The organism is Oleiphilus sp. HI0066 (assembly GCF_001635725.1).
This window is the reverse complement of the sequence record NZ_LWFH01000186.1, coordinates 1-1,101: the sequence shown is the minus strand read 5'-3', so window position 1 is coordinate 1,101 and position 1,101 is coordinate 1. Positions and strand designations below refer to the sequence as shown.

2 protein-coding genes are annotated in these 1,101 nt (G+C 48.0%); one reads left to right on the top strand and one right to left on the bottom strand.

What is annotated here, in order from left to right; genetic code table 11:
- On the top strand, positions 1–373 hold a 373-nt coding region (locus tag A3738_RS30450), incomplete at its 5' end, for a hypothetical protein (RefSeq protein ID WP_197473540.1).
- A 144-nt stretch (positions 374–517) separates the two neighbouring features.
- On the opposite strand, the gene A3738_RS03000 is transcribed toward A3738_RS30450, so the two are convergent.
- The coding region (locus A3738_RS03000; RefSeq protein WP_231876515.1) for a GMC family oxidoreductase at positions 518–1,101 on the bottom strand (584 nt) is incomplete at its 5' end.

The window sequence follows — 1,101 nt, the reverse complement described above, 5'->3', positions numbered from 1 at the left end:
CAGTTTTATAGAGAGTGAGGCCTTCGCGCAGGCTTGGCAAAAGCTTGAACAGTGGGCGGAAAATAAAGGCTATAACGAGGTTGAGCGCTTTAGCGATGCCGGCGGTGTGATGAGCGCGATTGCTGTTCTGCAGACTCCATCATCGACCTATTTTAAACCGCCGCGTGTCAAAACTGGTGGTGGCAGCGCATGGGACTTCGCCGCGACTGCCTGCATCTTCAGTGAGCTGGGCGCTTACGCCAAAGACTTTTCTGGTAAAGACTTTTTCTTCAATCCTCCCGGTAGTACCTACATGCATCATTGCGGCGTCATGTTCGCATCGAATGAACAGATAGCAGAGTTGGCTGATTATTTAGGGAATGAACCGTATTAGCGGAGTAGTGGAGAACAAATCATGATGCAAGATTTTATTCTCGTTTAGCTTCCCTTAGTTAAGTCATCATGAGGAATATGGTCGATAGGCGTGTTGCCTATCGACTGATCAATTTGAAGAGCTACGGACATACTGACAACTTAATTAAAGAACCGGTTCTGCGATGGCTGCTTCACTATCCGCCGAAGCCTGTGTTGTCTTCGTTGCTGGTGACAAAATAATATCAGCCGCTTTTTCTGCAATTGCGATTACAGGAGCGTTGGTATTGCCGCTGGTGACGGTTGGCATGATTGACGCGTCAATGACGCGCAGGTTCTTAATACCGTGAACACGCAATTCACTATCTACCACGGCCATCGGGTCATGACCCATCTTGCAGGTTCCTGATGGGTGATACACCAAGCCTAAACGGTCCTTACATTTTTGCAGGAGCGCTTCATCTGATGTGACGTCTGCTCCGGGGTGAATCTCTTCACCTCTGTGCTCATCAAAAGCTTTGGCTTTGAGAATGTTGCGCGCTACTTTTATCCCGTTGACCAAGGTCTTAATGTCTTTCTCTTGGGTTAGGAAGTTGAAATCGATTTTGATTGGCATTCGCGGATCAGCAGATCGCAAACTGACAGTGCCGCGACTTTCCGGACGTAAAACACAGACATGCAAGGTATATCCATGCTGGCTGAGTAAGCGTAAGTCACGCCCGCAATCATCAAACAATAAAGGCACAAAGT